19 protein-coding genes are annotated in these 15,096 nt (G+C 73.6%); 8 read left to right on the top strand and 11 right to left on the bottom strand.

Annotated features, from left to right (window positions below):
• Positions 1-17 precede the first annotated feature (17 nt).
• The 4 genes from ABT092_RS15600 to ABT092_RS15585 are packed head-to-tail and all read right to left on the bottom strand — an operon-like array spanning position 18 to position 3,337.
• Complete coding sequence (locus tag ABT092_RS15600) at positions 18-476, bottom strand: riboflavin kinase (RefSeq protein WP_351243985.1); 459 nt, start codon at positions 474-476, stop codon at positions 18-20.
• On the bottom strand, positions 469-993 hold the full coding sequence (locus ABT092_RS15595) for a flavin reductase family protein (protein ID WP_351243983.1): 525 nt from the start codon (positions 991-993) through the stop codon (positions 469-471). The genes ABT092_RS15600 and ABT092_RS15595 overlap by 8 nt, the downstream gene beginning before the upstream one ends.
• A gap of 34 nt (positions 994-1,027) precedes the next feature.
• Positions 1,028-2,374: an NtaA/DmoA family FMN-dependent monooxygenase gene (locus tag ABT092_RS15590; protein ID WP_351243981.1), complete on the bottom strand. Its 1,347-nt coding sequence runs from the start codon at positions 2,372-2,374 to the stop codon at positions 1,028-1,030.
• A gap of 42 nt (positions 2,375-2,416) precedes the next feature.
• Complete coding sequence (locus ABT092_RS15585) at positions 2,417-3,337, bottom strand: ribokinase (RefSeq protein ID WP_351243979.1); 921 nt, start codon at positions 3,335-3,337, stop codon at positions 2,417-2,419.
• A 128-nt stretch (positions 3,338-3,465) separates the two neighbouring features.
• Here ABT092_RS15585 and ABT092_RS15580 point away from each other — a divergent pair, with 128 nt between their 5' ends.
• The gene (locus ABT092_RS15580; protein ID WP_351243977.1) at positions 3,466-4,452 is read left to right on the top strand and encodes a LacI family DNA-binding transcriptional regulator; all 987 of its coding nucleotides are present in this window, start codon (positions 3,466-3,468) and stop codon (positions 4,450-4,452) included.
• A gap of 342 nt (positions 4,453-4,794) precedes the next feature.
• Positions 4,795-6,120 carry a diacylglycerol/lipid kinase family protein gene (locus ABT092_RS15575; protein WP_351243975.1) on the top strand — a complete coding sequence of 442 codons (1,326 nt, stop codon included), beginning with the start codon at positions 4,795-4,797 and terminating at the stop codon, positions 6,118-6,120.
• Between the two features lie 10 nt (positions 6,121-6,130).
• Here the strand turns inward: ABT092_RS15575 and ABT092_RS15570 are convergent, their stop codons facing one another.
• The 3 genes from ABT092_RS15570 to rpmB all read right to left on the bottom strand — a co-directional run bounded on the left by ABT092_RS15570 (position 6,131) and on the right by rpmB (position 7,470).
• Positions 6,131-6,811, bottom strand: coding sequence for an adenosylcobinamide amidohydrolase (locus tag ABT092_RS15570; protein ID WP_351243973.1), 681 nt, complete (start codon positions 6,809-6,811; stop codon positions 6,131-6,133).
• 117 nt (positions 6,812-6,928) lie between these two features.
• The gene (gene rpsN / locus ABT092_RS15565; protein ID WP_351243971.1) at positions 6,929-7,234 is read right to left on the bottom strand and encodes a 30S ribosomal protein S14; all 306 of its coding nucleotides are present in this window, start codon (positions 7,232-7,234) and stop codon (positions 6,929-6,931) included.
• A complete protein-coding gene (gene rpmB, locus ABT092_RS15560; RefSeq protein ID WP_351243969.1) occupies positions 7,234-7,470 on the bottom strand; it encodes a 50S ribosomal protein L28 in 237 nt (78 codons plus the stop codon). Before rpmB ends, rpsN begins: the two co-directional genes overlap by 1 nt.
• Before the next feature lie 65 nt (positions 7,471-7,535).
• Between rpmB and ABT092_RS15555 the strand changes: the two genes are divergently transcribed.
• Genes ABT092_RS15555 through rpsR form a run of 3 tightly spaced genes read left to right on the top strand, consistent with a single transcriptional unit; the run spans position 7,536 to position 9,143 of the window.
• The gene (locus ABT092_RS15555; RefSeq protein ID WP_351243967.1) at positions 7,536-7,712 is read left to right on the top strand and encodes a hypothetical protein; all 177 of its coding nucleotides are present in this window, start codon (positions 7,536-7,538) and stop codon (positions 7,710-7,712) included.
• On the top strand, positions 7,712-8,869 hold the full coding sequence (locus tag ABT092_RS15550) for a CobW family GTP-binding protein (RefSeq protein WP_351243965.1): 1,158 nt from the start codon (positions 7,712-7,714) through the stop codon (positions 8,867-8,869). Before ABT092_RS15555 ends, ABT092_RS15550 begins: the two co-directional genes overlap by 1 nt.
• A 37-nt stretch (positions 8,870-8,906) precedes the next feature.
• Positions 8,907-9,143, top strand: a complete 237-nt coding sequence (rpsR, locus tag ABT092_RS15545; RefSeq protein WP_351243963.1) for a 30S ribosomal protein S18 — start codon at positions 8,907-8,909, stop codon at positions 9,141-9,143.
• Positions 9,144-9,191: 48 nt separating this feature from the next.
• On the opposite strand, the gene ABT092_RS15540 is transcribed toward rpsR, so the two are convergent.
• The 4 genes from ABT092_RS15540 to ABT092_RS15525 all read right to left on the bottom strand — a co-directional run bounded on the left by ABT092_RS15540 (position 9,192) and on the right by ABT092_RS15525 (position 12,567).
• A complete protein-coding gene (locus ABT092_RS15540; RefSeq protein WP_351243961.1) occupies positions 9,192-9,908 on the bottom strand; it encodes an SDR family oxidoreductase in 717 nt (238 codons plus the stop codon).
• Positions 9,909-9,990: 82 nt separating this feature from the next.
• On the bottom strand, positions 9,991-10,497 hold the full coding sequence (locus ABT092_RS15535; protein ID WP_351243959.1) for a DoxX family membrane protein: 507 nt from the start codon (positions 10,495-10,497) through the stop codon (positions 9,991-9,993).
• Between the two features lie 240 nt (positions 10,498-10,737).
• Positions 10,738-11,664 (bottom strand): VOC family protein, encoded by a 927-nt coding sequence (locus ABT092_RS15530; protein WP_351243957.1) that lies wholly within the window; start codon positions 11,662-11,664, stop codon positions 10,738-10,740.
• A gap of 42 nt (positions 11,665-11,706) precedes the next feature.
• Positions 11,707-12,567 (bottom strand): fumarylacetoacetate hydrolase family protein, encoded by an 861-nt coding sequence (locus ABT092_RS15525; RefSeq protein ID WP_351243955.1) that lies wholly within the window; start codon positions 12,565-12,567, stop codon positions 11,707-11,709.
• A 217-nt stretch (positions 12,568-12,784) separates the two neighbouring features.
• On the opposite strand from ABT092_RS15525, the gene ABT092_RS15520 reads away from it, so the two are divergent.
• The 3 genes from ABT092_RS15520 (at position 12,785) to ABT092_RS15510 (ending at position 15,020) form a co-directional block, all read left to right on the top strand.
• Entirely contained in the window at positions 12,785-13,498 is a 714-nt protein-coding gene (locus tag ABT092_RS15520) for a GntR family transcriptional regulator (RefSeq protein WP_351243953.1), read from the top strand.
• A gap of 11 nt (positions 13,499-13,509) precedes the next feature.
• Positions 13,510-14,265, top strand: coding sequence for a CoA transferase subunit A (locus tag ABT092_RS15515; RefSeq protein ID WP_351243951.1), 756 nt, complete (start codon positions 13,510-13,512; stop codon positions 14,263-14,265).
• Positions 14,266-14,390: 125 nt separating this feature from the next.
• Entirely contained in the window at positions 14,391-15,020 is a 630-nt protein-coding gene (locus ABT092_RS15510; RefSeq protein ID WP_351243949.1) for a CoA transferase subunit B, read from the top strand.
• The last annotated feature ends 76 nt before the right edge of the window (positions 15,021-15,096 follow it).

Here is a 15,096-nt window from a genome sequence, read left to right as displayed (position 1 = left end):
TGGTGCGGAGGGACGTCTCAGACGGGGACGGTCGTGTCGTGCGCGGTGAGCGCGCCGGTGAGGACGCGGCGCCCGCGCTCCGAGGAGAGCAGCGCCTCGGAGCGCAGGACGTCCTGCCGGGCCGCGCGCACCAGGTCGTCGGCCGACGTGAACTTCACCGTGTCGCGGATCCGGGCCACGAACCACAGCCCCACGCGCTCTCCGTAGAACTCGTCCGTGGTGTCGTGGCAGTAGACCTCGACGTGCACCTCGGGGGTGTCGCAGAAGGTCGGGTTCGACCCGATGCTGATCGTGCCGCGGTGCACGGTGCCGGTCGAGTGGCGCACCACCCAACCGCTGTAGATCGCCGGTGGCGGTACCGGTGAGCCCGGGTCCGCCGCCACGTTGGCGGTGGGGAACCCGAGCCCACGGCCCCGACCGGCGCCGTGCACCACGGCACCCGTGAGGTGCGCGGACACCGGCAGGACCTCATCCATGGGGGATGAGCTCCCGGAACTGGCTGGTGTGGAAGACCAGCGGCTCCACGCCGGAGAACAGTTCGGCGGTCAACAGCTCCAGGAGCACGATCTCGTGGTCACCGCCGTCGTAGACCGCGCTCACCCGGGCGGTCAGCCACAGGGCGGCGTCCTCGATCAGGACCGCGCCCTCGGGCGTCGCCCGCCAGGCGACGCCCTCGAAGCGGTCGCCGTCCCGGGACGCCAGCCGCCGGCAGAGCGCGCCCTGGCCGTGGCTGAGCACGCTCAGCCCCAGGACGGATGCCTCGGCCAGGCGCGGCCAGGTGGCCGAGGTGCGGGCCACGCTGACGGCCACCATGGGCGGTTCGAGCGAGATCGAGACGAACGAGCTCGCCGCGAACCCGACCGGTTCGGTCCCGCGCAGGGCGCCTACCGCGACGACACCGGTCGGGTAGGCCCCGAACGCCCGTCGCAGCATCGCCGCGTCCAGCTCCGCGGGCACGGGTGCCACGGGCGGGGTGTGGGCAGACGTGGCCATGGTCTTCGTCATCCTCTCGTCGGGAGTGGTGGGCTCAGTGCCGGTACCGGGCGGCGGGGTGGCTGGCCGGCAGCGCCTGGTCGGATGCCCCGGTGAGGCGCTCGCGCAGGCTCTCGCCCTCCGTGTACTCCCCGCGGAAGACCCCGCGTTCCCGCAGGATCGGCAGCACCGACTCGACGAAGTCCGTGGTCGAGGTCGGCTGGATCGTCGGGGACAGCAGGAACCCGTCGAGGTCGGCGCCCTCGGCGAGGGAGCAGATCTCGTCGGCGATCTCCTCGGCGGTGCCGACGACCGGACGGGCGCCCACGCCGTGGGTGTGCCAGTCGGCGAGGACGTCACCGACGGTCTTGTCCGCGAAGCGGGCCACCTGGGTCTGCGACAGCTCGGTGGACAGGTCCTTCATGGGGGTCTCGGGCGCGTAGGACGAGAGGTCCAGCCCGGTGAACATGGCGTAGCTGGCGACGGTCACCTCGGGCCGCTGGGCGTCGAGGATGCGCTGGTAGCGCCGCTCCGCGTCGGAGGTGGTGGCTCCGACGACGCAGGAGAACGCCGACATCACCTTGACCTCGTCGGCGCCGCGGCCGGCCTTGACGGCCTCCTCGCGGATGGCGGAGGTGTGTCCGGCGAGCTGCGCGATCGAGCCGCTGCCCACGAACATGCACTCGCCGTGGCGCCCGCCGACCCGGCGTCCGGCGGGCGAGGCGCCCGCCTGGAACAGCACGGGCGTGCCCTGCGGGGAACGCGCGGTGTTGCCGTAGCCCTGCGAGCGGAAGTACGGGCCCTCGTGGTTGATCAGGTGCACCTTGGAGGGGTCGGCGAACCGGCCCTCCTTGTCCTTCTCCAGGGCGTCCGGCTCCCAGGCGCCCTCCCAGTACTTGTAGACGAGCTCCAGGAAGTCCTCGGCCATCTTGTAGCGGTCGTCGTGGGCCACCATCTCCATGCCGAACGCCTTGACGGCGGTGTCGGCGGTGCCGGTGGTCACGATGTTCCAGCCGATCCGGCCGCCGGAGAGCTGGTCGAGGGTGGCCATGCGGCGCGCGAACGCGTACGGGGGCTCCACCAGGACCGAGCCCGTCATGACCAGGCCCAGGTTGGTGGTCGTGGACAGCAGGGCCGAGGCCACGACCACCGGGTCGAGCCGGGGGAGGTCGAGGGTCTCCTCGGTGGCGATGGGCGGGCGCTTCCCGTCGATCTCGGACCAGCCCCAGGCGTCGGCGAGGAAGAGGAAGTCCAGCTTGGCGTCCTCGCAGATGGTGGCGAGCTCGCGCCAGTAGCCGAGGGTGTCGAAGAGGTGCCGCTGGCTGTCGGGGTGGCGCCAGGTGGCGGTGCCGCTCGCGTTGGTCTGCGCGTTCTCGAACAGGCCGATCTTGAGGTTCCTCATGGTGGTTCTCCGTAGTGCAGGCGGGGTGACCCGCGGGGGGTGTCAGAGGGAGGAGGCGACGGCGGGTGCGTCGAGTTGGTCCGCGTACGGCATGGAGGTCTGGGCGCCGCGGCCGGTCGCGGCGTGCGATGCCGCCCGGACCGCCCGTTCGACCGCGGCCGGGAGGCCGCTGCCGCGGGCGAGCGCGTCCGCGAGGGCGCCGCAGAAGGTGTCGCCGGCGCCCACGGTGTCGATGGCGTCCACCGTCGGTGCGGGGACGTGGAGGGTGGTGGTGTCGTGCGCCTCCTTGAGGACGGCGCCGTCGGCACCCAGCGTCACCACCACGGCCCGGCACGGGAGCGCGGCGCGCTCCAGCAGGGCCCGTGCTTCGTCGACGCTGGTGGGCCGGTCGGCACCCAGGAGCGAAACGAGTTCGCCGAGGTTGGGCACGAGGACGTCGACGGCGGCCAGGACCCGGTCGTCCAGCGGACGGGCGGGCGCCGGGTTGAGGACGACGACTCCGCCCTGTTCGTGGGCCCGCAGCACCGCCAGCTCGACCACCTCGGGTGCGATCTCGTGCTGCACGAGGACGATCTCGCCGGCCGAGCGGACGAGCCGCTCCGGCAGGTCGTCGACGTCGAGGTCGGCGTTGGCCCCCGGGTTCACGACGATGGTGTTCTCACCGGAGCCGTCGACGACCACCGCGGCGATTCCGGTCGTGGCGCGCTCGTCCGTCCGCACGGCTTCGACGTCCACGCCCTCGGAGACGAGCGTGTCGAGGATGGCGTCCGCGTCCGTCCCGACCCTGGCGACGAGCCGCACCGGCGATCCGAGGCGGGCGGCGGCGACGGCCTGGTTGGCCCCCTTGCCGCCGACCCCCTCCACGAAGTGCTGTGCGAGCACGGTTTCGCCGGCGTGCGGAAGGTCCGCGACGGTCAGGACGAAGTCGCGGTTCACCGAACCTACGACGGTGATGGGCGACATGTGAACTCCTTGGGAGATCGATTTCCGACATGCTGTACCAGAGCACCCGAGACGTCAAGTAGCCTCATCGTGCCCATTCGCCCCGATGCCGTGGCGCCACCCCGCCCCGACCGAGAGGGACCACCCACGTGACAGCGCCCCGACTGATCGACGTGGCCGAAGCCGCCGGCGTCTCCCGCGCCACGGCCTCGCGCGTGCTCGCCGGCACCCCGCGCAACGTCGCCCCGGAGCTCGCGCGCCGGGTCGAGGAGGCCGCGAACCGGCTGGGCTACCAGCCCAACCACTCGGCCCGGGCGCTGCGCACCGGCGAGACCGGCACCATCGGCGTCGTGCTCCCCACGCTCGCCAACCCGTACTTCGTCCAACTCGCCGACGCCATAGCCCAACACGTGCGCGCGGCCGGGGGCACGCTGGTGGTCTCCGACGCGGCGAACGACACCGCGATCGAGGCCGAGCAGATCGACACCCTGCTCAGCGGTCGGGTGGACGGCCTGTTCGTGGTCCCCGTGTCGGCGGGCGCCTCCGGGCCCGCCATCCGCGACGCCGCCCGACGCCGTCCGGTCGTCCTCTTCGACCGCTGGGCCGAGGAGTCCGGCACGGTCGCCGTCACGCTCGACAACGCCGCCGCGGTCCGGCTGCTGGTCGACCACCTGGAGGGCGTCGGGCGCCACCGGATCGCGCTGGTGGCCGACCAGGCGTCCTCCGCGGGTGCCGAGCGCGTGGCCGCCTTCACCGCGGCGCAGGGGCCCGACGCCACCACGATCCTGCTGCCGGACTTCACCACCGACGCCGGCCGGACGGCCGCCCGCCGCATCATCGAGCGGCGCGACCGGATCGACGCGGTCGTCTGCGGTGCGGACGTCCTCGCCGTCGGGCTGGTGAGCACCTTGCACCGTTCGTCGGTCGCGGTGCCCGGGGAGATCGCCGTCACCGGCTTCGACGACACCGAAATGCTCAAGCTCCTCGACCCGCCGATCACCTCCATCCGCCATCCGCTGTCCGCCATGGCCGAACGGGGGCTGGCCCTGCTCCAGGCGCCCGGCCGCGAACGGGCCGAGCGGGTCGAGCGGTTCGCCCCGCAGCTCGTGGTCCGGGCGTCGACCGACGAGTCCTGACAGCGCGTCAACCGCCCCGGGAGCGGCACGAACCGGAGGCCACGACGCGTCAACTCGGCCCTTTTGCCTCCCGGTTGGGCCAGCTTCCGCCGGTGCGGCGGACGCGCCCGTGGTACTGGTTCCCGGACGGCACCGGTACCACGCCCGGATCCTCGAACGCCGCGTCGAAGCCGGCCCTGCCGTCGGCCAGAACCCCCGGCAGGCGCCCCCCGCGGGGCGGTTCCGTGGCGCACCCGCCGCGGCCGGGGAACTCACCCGCCCGGCCCGTTCGGGATGCCGCCGGGCCCGTGCCCGGGCAGATTGGCCGGACCGGACCGGACGGGTGCGAGGAGCGGAAGCGGCATGGGCCAGCAGGAAGGGGGGATGGGGGGCCCGGTCGCCCGGTGGCTGGCGCGGCTCGCCGTCCTGGCCGCGCTGGGCGTGCTGGTGGTGTTGGTGGCCGCGTGGGGCGAAGCCGGGCTGGTGATCGTCGGCATCGGACTGCTCGGGGTGGTCGTCTGCGCCGTGGGGGCGTGGTGGTTCCTGGCGCACCGGGGTGCGGTACGCCTCCTGGGCGCGGTGGTGGCGATCGCTGCGCCGGCGGCCGTTCTGGTGCTCTTCACCCATGAGGGCCTGTGGCTCACGGCACTGGTGCTGGGCCTGTGCTGGGTCGCCACCGTGGCTTGCGCCCGGGCGGCGTTGCGGGCCTCCCACGACCGGCCGCCGCGCAGGACGAGCGCCGCGCCCCGGCCGGAGCATCCGGTGCTGATCATGAACCCGAGGTCGGGGGACGGGAAGGTGGGCCGCTTCGGCCTGGTCGAGCGGGCCGAGGAACGGGGGGCCCGGGTGCTCCTGCTCGACCCCGCGGCCCCCGCCGACGTCACCGCACTGGCCCGTGCGGCGGTCACCGAGGGCGCCGACCTGCTGGGGGCGGCCGGCGGGGACGGCACCCTGGCGCTGGTCGCGTCCGTGGCCGCCGAACACGGTCTGCCGTTCCTCGTGGTGCCCGCCGGCACCCGCAACCACTTCGCGCTGGACCTCGGACTCGACCGGGAGGACCCGGCGCGGTGCCTGGAGGCGCTGACCGACGGGGAGGAGTTCTGCGTCGACCTCGGCGAGGTCGCGGGCCGTCCCTTCGTCAACACGGTCTCGTTCGGCGTGTACGCGGACGTGGTGCAGCGCCCCGAGTACCGCGGGGCCAAGGCGGGCACGGCACTGAACCTCATGCCGGACCTGTTGCTGGGGGAGGGCGTCCGGAGGGTGGACGCACGGGCGGACGACACGGTGCTGACCTCCCTCCAGGCGCTGTTGGTCAGCAACAACCCCTACGCCTCGCCCGACGCGTTCGGCGGTGCCGGTCGCCGGCCCCGTCTCGACTCCGGCCTGCTGGGCGTGTTCGGGCTGCGGGTGGAGGGGGCGGCGCAGGCCGCCGACCTCGCCGTGCGGGGCTCGCGGTCCGCGGGGCTGACCGTGCTGACCGCCCGTGTGGTGGAGGTCACCTCCGCGGCGGGCGAGATTCCGGTGGCGGTGGACGGCGAGGCCCTGCGGATGGCCACTCCCCTCGTGTGCGCCCTCCGCCCCGGTGCGCTGCGGGTCCGGGTGCCACGGGGGACGGTGCCCGGGCCCGTGCCCGCCCCGCCGCTGGACTGGCGACGCCTCCTGCGGCTCGCGTTCGGCCGGTCCCGCTGAGCCCGCCGCGCTACGACGGGGGCGCGGCGGCCCGCACCGCGCGGTGGACGGCCCGGGCGAGCCGTGCGCCCCACGGGGAGCGGGGGCCCGCGAAGCCGTGCACCTCCGCCCCCGGGGCGGGGACGCGTGCGGCGACGCACACGGCGTCGGTGGGGGTGCCGGAGCAGTCGTATCCGGCGTCGAGCAGCGCCTGGACCTTGGCCTCGGTGGCGGTGACGACCGCGTTGACCAGCGCGGCGTCGGTGAGGGCGACCGGGAGTGCGACGACGATGTTGACCGTGCCGGGCGGATGCGGCACGGTCGCGCTCCCGGCCGGGGAGGCGGCCCACCCGCGGACTCCGAGCCCCGCGGTGGCGACCGCGCCGACCCCGCCGTCCTGCGCCCGGCCGTGGGCCGTGACGTCGGCGGCGGTCATCAGGCCCACCCCCGTGCCCCGCGCTCCGGCGTCCGCCGCGAGTGCGGCGAGGTGCCGGTCCGGGTCGGTGCGCCGGTAGCCGTGCGAGACCTGGGCGTTCAGCACCCAGGCCCGCTCGCCCAGGCCGCCGCCCAGGACGGAGCTGCTGACCATGCGCCAGCCGGGACCCGCCCGCCAGAGCAGGGCGCCCAGGGTCCCGCCGTCCTCGACCCGGGCCAGCCGCTCGACCCGGAGCGGGCCGACGGAGGTGCGGGGCGGCGGGACGACGGTGCTCACCGGGGGACCTTCCGCGGACGACGGGGACCGGGCGATCGTACAAGCAGTGCGGCGCCGCCCGGGCTCCGGCGTCGGCGTCCCCGGGGCCTCGCCCGCCCGGGGGACGCCGCGTCCGAACTACCAGGACGACTTGGTCGTCCCCGGGAGGAACCCGGCGTGCGCCAGCTGTCGGGTGCGCACCCGGGAGAGGCCGAACTTGCGCAGGTAGCCGCGGGGGCGGCCGTCCACGGCGTCGCGGTTGCGCACCCGGGTGGCACTGGCGTCGCGGGGCTGCCGGCGCAGTTCCGCGGCGGCGGCCTCCCGCTCGGCGTCGGTGCTGGAGGGGCGTCGGACGACCTCCTTCAGCTCGGCGCGCCGGGCCGCGTACCGGGCGACGACCTCCTTGCGCTTCTCGTTCTGGGCGATCTTGCTCTTCTTGGCCATCAGACCTTCCCTCCGCGGGCCCGGATGCGGGCCACCGCGGCCTCGATCCCGATCGAGTCCACCGTCTTGATCGCCCGGGCGCTCAGCGTGAGGCGGACGTGCCGCCCTTCGCTCGGCAGCCAGTAGCGCTTGTGCTGGATGTTCGGGTCGAAGCGGCGCGAGGTGCGGCGGTGCGAGTGGGAGACGGCGTTGCCGAACCCCGGTTTGGCGCCGGTCAGTTGGCAGTGGGCTGACATCGGTGGTGCGTCCTCTCGAAGGGCTCCGTAAATGATTATGGAAATCATTGTCATATACTGCCCTGGTGATGCGCAACGAGGACCACTCGATCGGCCGGCTGCCGGCCGCCTCCGCGTCTCGACGACACCCCGCCGTCCCGCTCCGTCTCCACCCGCACCGAAAGGGTTCCCGGATGAGTCCGCCCGCCGACCGCTTCCCCCGCAAGTCCCCCGCCCGCCCGGTCGACGGCGGGGGGCGGTGATGGAACGCGCACACCGGCTGTCGGTCGTCGTGGTCGCCGGACTCCACGCCGAAGCGCGGACCGAGGTGGTCGAACGGCTGCTGCGGGTCGTGCCCGGGAGCGTGGCCCTGCACCACGACCTCACCGGGGCGGCCGGGGGCACCGTCCGCTCCCTGCTCCGCGACGCCTCCGGCACCCTCGCCCACCGGGACGCGGCCTGGGTCAACGACTGCGCGTGCTGCACGCTCCGCGAGGACCTGGTCCCCGAACTGGAGCGGCTGGCCGACGACCCGGTGAACCGGCTGGCCGTGGTCGAACTGTGGGACTCCGTCGAGCCGAAGGCCATGGCGGAGGTGATCGCCGTGCACGGCAGCGAACGGCTGGCCCTGACGAACGTGGTCACCGCGGTGGACCCGGCGCTCGTCCTGCCCTACCTGGCCAACGGGGACGACCTTGCCGAGGTGGGCCTCGCCGCGGCGCCCGCGGACCGGCGCACGGTCGGCGACACCTGGGCCCGGCAGGTGGAGTACGCCCCCGTGCTCGCCCTCGTCGAGGGGACGGCGCAACCGGTCGACGAGGAGGACCGTGCACTCCTCGCCCAACTGCACCCCACCGCCCTACGGGTGCCGGCCGACTCCGAGGCCCTCGCCCGGATCGTCTTCGCCGGCTTCGACGTCGACGCCGCGGCGGCGGCCCAACACGCGGCCAGCGCGCTGCTGCCGCAGGACGCCGACGAGGCCGGCGTCGCCACGTTCGTCTGGCACCGGCGCCGGCCCTTCCACCCCGAACGGCTCCACGAGGCGCTGGAGGAACTCTGCTGCGCGGCCGCCCGCAGCCGCGGCCGGTTCTGGCTCGCCGACCGCCCCGACACCCTGCTCGCCTGGGACGCGGCCGGGGGAGCGCTGTGCGTGGAGAACGCCGGCCCCTGGCTGGCCTCGCTGCCCGAAGCCGCCTGGGAACTGGTCCCCCCGGTGCGTCGGGCGGCGGCCGCGCTCGACTGGCACCCCGACCACGGCGACTGCTGCCAGCACCTCGTCTTCACCTCGCCCGGCCTCGACCGGGACGGGCTGGAACGCCTCCTGGACTCCTGCCTGCTGACCGACGCGGAGTACGCGGCCGGCCGCGACGGCTGGAAGCGACTGCCCGCAGCCTTCGACGCCCTCCTCGACGCCCCCTGACCCCGTCCGGCACCCCGACCCAGCGAAGGAGCACTCCATGACCCGCCCGCCCCGGCCCGCCCAACAGGGCCGACCGCGCCCCAACCCGCTCGACGCCGCCGGCATCACCACCATCGACTACAAGGACACCGAACTGCTGCGGAAGTTCATCTCGGACCGGGGCAAGATCCGCAGCCGTCGCGTCACCTGGGTGACGGTCCGTCCGCAGCGCGCACTCGCCGCGGCCGTCAAGACCGCACGGGAGATGGCACTGCTGCCCTACGCCGAGCGCTGAGCCCCGCTCCACCCCGGGCGGGGCTCAGCGGGGCCCGGCCGCGCCCGGTCAGGCGAACCGCATGCCCGCGTCCACCACGATGTTCTCCCCGTTGATGCCGCGGCAGGTCAGCAGCAGCATCGTCGTCGCGACGATGTCGTCCGGGGTGGGCAGTCGTTTCGCCGGGGTCCGCAGGCGCATGGCCTCGTACCAGTCGGCCCGCACCGGATCGGCCTCGTCCACGGCGGCGGTGCCGCCCACCACCCCCGGGGTCAGCGCGTTGACCCGGACCGGGGCGATCTCCACGGCGAGCGAGTTGACCAGGCCGATGATCCCGGCGTTGGCCATGGAGATGGTGGTGGAACCGGGAACGGGGCGCCACATCGACAGCCCGCTGAACAACACCACCGAGGCGTCGTCGCTGAACTTGGGGAGCGCCTTGTTGACGGCGGTGGCGTAACCGACCGTCTTCATCAGGGACGTGCGGGCGCAGTCGTCCGGGCGGAAGTCCCTGATGGTGTTGTGGTCCCGGTCGAGGGCGGTGAGCACCAGGTGGTCGACCCGGTCCATGCCGTCGAACAGCGCACCGATCGAGTCCCAGTCGGTCAGTTCGCAGGCGGCACCGGTGACCGAGCCGCCGATCTGAGCCGCCCTCGACCGGGCCTGGGCCTCGTCGCGTCCGGTGATGGTCACGCGGGCGCCCTGGGCGGCGGCCGATTCCGCGACCGCGAAGCCCAGGCCCCGGGTGCCGCCGATGATGACGATGTGACTGTCCGGTCGCAGCATGTGCGTTCTCCTCGATGGTGGTTCCGCCGTTCCCGGGCGGGGGAACGGCGGAGGGGAAGGGGATGGGCGGGGGCGGGGCGGATCAGGCCGTCACGGAGCGGCGACGCAGCAGGCTCGCCCGGGTGATCACCCCGGCCGCGGCCAGGGCCGCCGCGCCCACCGCGGCCGAACCCCAGGCCGCCCCCGACAGTTCGGTGAGCCCGAAGGCGTGGTCCAGCGACCACTCGCCGGGACCGGTGAAGCCGAGGGCCGCTCCGACCACGGCGTACAGGAGGGGGAGTTCGAAGCCGCCGGTCTGGGCCCACAGGCCCTTCGACGCGTTCACCGAGCCGGCCACGATCAGCGTGCCGCAGGTCATGGCGGCGGCGAGCGGGGACAGCAGACCGAGGACCAGGAGCGCGGCCGCGGTGATCTCCGAGGCGGCGGCGACGAAGGCCATGGTGCGGCCCGGTCGCAGGCCCCAACTGGAGAACACCCCGCCGGTGCGGTCCAACCCCAGCCCGCCGAACCAGCCGAACATCTTCTGGGCGCCGTGCCCGAAGAGCAGGCCGCCGAGCGCCAGCCGCAGCAGTAGCAGGCCGATTTCCATGGGTGTCTCCTCGTGGTCTGTTCTCGGGTCCGCCGCAGCGGTGGTGAGGGGGAGGCGGTGGGCCCGCGAGATCCTCGCGGGCCCACCGGGGTGCCGGCTGCGGACCGGCACCGAACGGGGGGCGCTTCGCGGCGGCGGGACCGGACCGCCTGGACCGGTCGGGCCGCCGGGGTGTGCGCAGCGCCCGCCGTGGCGCGGGGGCGGACCCGGGGCGGCCCCGTCGGGACGGGGCCGCGGGGGTCAGGACTTCGGTTGGTGCGCGCCGGTCATCAGCGCCGCCAGGTCCTCCGGGTTGAGGAAGGACGGCGGGGGCGGCGGCCCCCAGTTGAAGAGTCCCTTGGCGCCTTCGAGGACCTCGGGCGTCCAGAGTTCGTCCTCGGAGACGGTGTCCATGTCGGAGTAGTACTCCGAGAAGTTCCCGGCCGGGTCCTTGAGGTACCAGAAGAAGTTGGACCCCGCGTGGTGCCGACCAAGGCCCCAGACGTGACGCTCCGGGTGGTCCTCCAGCATGGCCTGCGCGCCCCGCCCGATGTCGTCGATGTCGTCCACCTGCCAGGAGGTGTGGTGCAGGTAGTTCACCGGGGAGTTGAGGACCAGGATGTTGTGGTGGTCCGTGGAACAGCGCAGGAAGGCGCCCTTGCCCTTGATGTAGTCGCTGGCCCGGAAGCCGAGCCCGTCGACGAGGAAGCGGGTGGTCGCCTCGTAGTCGACCGACCCGATCACCGCGTGGCCCAGCTTGCGCGGGCGCACCGGTCCCTCGCGCAGCACGCCGGGGGCGCGGGCGCCGGTCCGCTCGATGCGGCCGGGCCCGTTGTAGGGCGTCGCCGATATCCGGGGTTGCCGGATGCGTTCGGCGATCCGCACCGTGACCCGCACCCCGGTCACCGCCTCGACGGCCGTCAGGGACGTGTCGTCGAGGGTGACCGGCACGCCCAGCGCGGTGAGGCTGGACGCGGCGCGCGCCAGGTCGTCCGCGTCGTCGGCGCCGATGTTCGCGGCGACCAGGCGACGGACGGGGGAGTCGACGATCCGCAGCTGTGCGCCGCCGTCGAGGGTGGTGAGCCAGCCCGACTCACCACGGCCGAGGCCGAAGTCCTCGTAGTAGGCGGTGGTCGCGGCGACGTTGGGGACGCCGATCACCACCGAGGTCAGACCGTGCAGGGGCATGGGACGCCCTCCCTTCCTGTGACGCGGGTGCGGCGGGTCACGTCAGGCCCCTCGGGCCGCGACCATGCGGTGGCGCATCTCGCCGATGCCCTTGACGTAGCTGACGAGTTCGTCGCCGTCCTGGAGGTAGCGCTGCGGGGTGCGGCCGAGGCCGACGCCGGCCGGCGTACCGGTGAAGATCACGTCGCCCGGCAGCAGCGGGGCGACCGCGGAGAGCCGCGAGATCAGCGCGGGGATCGGGAACACCAGGTCGCGGGTGCGGCCCTGCTGCACCTGCTCGCCGTTGATCAGCGTGCCCAGTTCCAGGTCGTCCCGGTCGGGGACCTCGTCGGGGCTCACCAGGACGGGGCCGACGGGACCGAAGCCGGGGAAGGACTTGCCCAGGCTGAACTGGGGGGCCGGGCCGGAGAGCTGGAGCCGCCGCTCGGAGATGTCCTGGCCCACGGTCAGTCCGGCGATGTGGTTCCAGGCCTCGGCCTCGGAGACCTGGTCCGCGTACCGGCCGATCACGGCGACCAGTTCGACCTCCCAGTCGACGTCCCCGCCCGCGGGCAGGGTGACCTGGCCGTAGGGGCCGGTGAGGCAGGAGATGAACTTGGTGAAGACGGTCGGGGTGTCGGGGACCGCGAACTTGGACTCGGCGGCGTGGTCGGCGTAGTTGAGGCCGATGGCGAAGACCTGGCGCGGGCTGGGGACCGGGTTGCCGAGGTCCTCCGGACGCACGCGCACGGCGTCGGGGCGGCCCGGGGTCACCGTGGCCGCGAACTCGGCGAGGGCGTCCCAGCGTTCGTAGGCCGACTGGACGTCCGAGCTGAACCGTCCCGCGCTGGCGCGTTCGACGTCAACGGCTTCTAGGGGGGCGGTCATCAGGCTCAATCGACCGGAAACGTTGGCGACTTTCACGTGCACTGCTCCTCTGCTCGGTGCAGCGGCTGGTCAGCCGTGGGACGACCCGTCGAGCGGGTCCACGGGCCGCCGGAACGGTGCCCGGCGCTGCCGACCGCTGGTCCGTGAAACACCGGATGGTTCACGGAATGCCCTATGTGTACCCCTCGATATTCGACCGGTCAACCATCTTTCGAAAGTTTATCTCGGGTTCGCATTCCGATACAGTGTTCGCATGGCACGTGAGGGGCGCGGGGGGACCACCCGCACAGAGGGCATTTACCGCACACTGCGCAGCGACATCCTGGGAGGCCGCCTCGTTCCCGGCGAACGCCTGAAGTTCCCCGACCTCTGCGAGCGCTACAACACCAGCGTGGGCGCCGCCCGCGAAGCGCTCACCAGGCTGAAGGGGGAGGGGTTCGTCAAGGCCCAGCCCCGGCAGGGCTACATGGTCACGCCGCTGTCCCACTCCGACCTCGCCGACCTCACCGAGGCCAGGACGGAGATCGAACCCCTGGTCCTGCGGCTCTCGGTCGAGCAGGGCGACATGCGCTGGGAGTCCGACGCGGTCGCCGCCCACCACATGCTGGAGCGCACCCCCTTCTTCGCCGAGGGCGAGCAGGGGGGCATCTCCGACGACTGGACCGAGGCCCACGCCGCGTTCCACCTCGCGCTGATCGCCGCGTGCCGCAACCGCCGGTTGCTGGACACGGCCAAGGCGATGCGCGAGGAAGCCGAGCTCTACCGACAGTGGTCGGTCTCCTTCGGTCAGGAGCCCCACCGCGACCTGGCGGGCGAACACCGCGCCCTCCTCGACTCCGCGGTCAGCCGCGACGGCGATCTCGCCGCCCGACTGCTGCGGGACCACATCTCCCACACCACCCGGCTGCTGATCACCTGCGCCGTGGACGAACCGAACACGGAGCAGGGCAGCCCCGCACGAGAGTAGTTCGCGCTCCCATGCACAAGGTCCTTCCCACGGCGGCGGACGCCGTCGCCGACATCACCCACGGAGCCTCCCTCGCCGTCGGAGGCTTCGGCCTGTCGGGCATACCCGACGAGCTGATCGACGCCCTGCTGCACTCCGGTACGGCAGGGCTGCGGATCGTCTCCAACAACTGCGGCGTCGACGACTGGGGCCTCGGCCCGCTGCTGACCGCCGGCCGCATCGACCGGGTCACCGCCTCCTACGTGGGCGAGAACAAGGAGTTCGCCCGCCAGTACCTCGCGGGCGAACTGGAGGTCGAACTCGTCCCCCAGGGCACCCTGGCCGAGCGGCTCCGCGCCGGCGGCTGCGGCATCCCCGCCTTCTACACCCCGGCCGGCGCCGGCACCCAGGTCGCCGAGGGCGGACTGCCCTGGCGCTACGGCCCGGACGGCTCCGTGGCCGTCGCCTCGCCGCCCCGGGAGACCCGCGCCTTCCAGGGCCGGGAGCACCTCCTGGAACACTCGATCACCACGGACTTCGCCCTGGTGCACGCGGCCCTCGGGGACCGCCACGGCAACCTCGTCTTCGCCGGCTCGGCCGGCAACTTCAACGCGCTCTGCGCCATGGCCGGCAAGATCACCATCGCCCAGGTGGAGCGCCTGGTGGAGCCCGGCGAACTCGACCCGGTGCACGTCCACGTGCCCGGCGTCTTCGTGCAGCGCGTCGTCCCGGTGGCACAGGGCATCAAGCGCATCGAGAAGCGCACCGTCCGCCCCGTACAGGGCTGATCCCACCCCCATCCGCTCCCCGGGGCGCGCGGGACCCCGCAACCGCTCCCAGGGCCCTTCCGGGGCCGTTCGTCGCCCTCCTCGGGGCCTCCCGCGCACCCACCCACCACCAGGAGAACTCCGCCATGGCGCTCACCCGTGAACAGATGGCCCGCCGGGCCGCCGCCGAACTGGTCGACGGACAGTACGTCAACCTCGGCATCGGCCTGCCCACCCTCGTCCCCGGGCTGCTGCCCGAGGGCATCAGCGTCGTCCTGCACAGCGAGAACGGCATCCTCGGCGTCGGCCCCTACCCCGTGGACGGGGAGGAGGACCCCGACCTCATCAACGCGGGCAAGGAGACCGTCACCGTCCGCCCCGGCGCCGCCCTCTTCGACTCGGCGCTGTCCTTCGGGATGATCCGGGGCGGCCACCTCGACGTCGCGATCCTCGGCGGGATGCAGGTCTCCGCCACCGGGGACCTGGCCAACTGGTCCGTCCCCGGCAAGATGATCAAGGGCATGGGCGGGGCCATGGACCTGGTCCACGGTGCCGGCCGGGTCATCGTGCTGATGGAGCACACCACCCGGGACGGCGCGCCCAAGCTCGTCGAACGGTGCGACCTCCCCCTCACCGGGCGGGGCGTGGTGCACCGGGTGATCACCGACCTCGCGGTGATCGACGTGACCGACCGGGGCCTACGCCTTCGGGAACTCGCGCCCGGGGTGAGCGAGGAGGAGGTCCGCCGGGCGACGGCCGCCCCGCTGCACGTCTGACGGACCGCACGCACACGCGGGAGCGGGCCGGGGGCCCCCCCCGGTACAGCCCCGCCCCCCCGGTGAGGGCGGAGGG

The sequence above is a fragment of the Streptomyces sp. NPDC002490 genome (assembly GCF_040296045.1).
Taxonomy (GTDB): Bacteria; Actinomycetota; Actinomycetes; order Streptomycetales; family Streptomycetaceae; genus Streptomyces.
This window is presented reverse-complemented; position numbering and strand designations above follow the sequence as displayed.